The organism is Roseateles sp. P5_E1 (assembly GCF_054049335.1).
The window spans coordinates 1-554 of the sequence record NZ_JBFUMN010000398.1; the positions used below are offsets into that span (position 1 = coordinate 1).

The following is a 554-nucleotide window of genomic DNA, read 5'->3' on the forward strand; positions in this document are numbered from 1 at the left end:
CCCGGGAACGGGGCGATCGCGGTCGGGTGGTTGTGCGTTTCGACCTTGATGCAGAACGCCGAATCGACCACCGCTTCGCTGCGGTACTCGCCGCTGGCCGGGTCCGGACGGTAGCGCGCTGCCGGGAAACCGGCGACCACCGCGGCGTTGTCGCTGTAGGCGCTCAACGTGTGCTGCGGGGTCTGCTGGTGGGTGTTCTTGATCATCCGGAACAGCGAATGCGACTGGTCGGCGCCGTCGATGGTCCAGCTGGCATTGAAGATCTTGTGCCGGCAGTGCTCGGAATTGGCCTGCGCGAACATCATCAGTTCGACGTCCGACGGCGTGCGGCCCAGCTCGCCGAAGCGCTGGCGCAGGTAGTCGATCTCATCCTGGGCCATGGCCAGGCCGAGGCGGCGGTTGGCCGCTTCCAGGTCCTCCAGCGCGATCCGCTCCAGTTCGCCACGGGCCGGCGCGCTGAACAGCGCCTGCGCCTGTTCGGCCTGGGCCAGTACGGACTGGGTCATCGGGTCGTGCAGGGCGCGGATCACCGCTTCCTGCGCGGCGGCATCGGC

1 pseudogene is annotated in these 554 nt (G+C 68.4%); it reads right to left on the reverse strand.

Annotated features, from left to right (window positions below):
• A pseudogene (locus ACXJKJ_RS31735) lies at positions 1–554 on the reverse strand (phosphoribosylformylglycinamidine synthase); the annotation flags it as partial.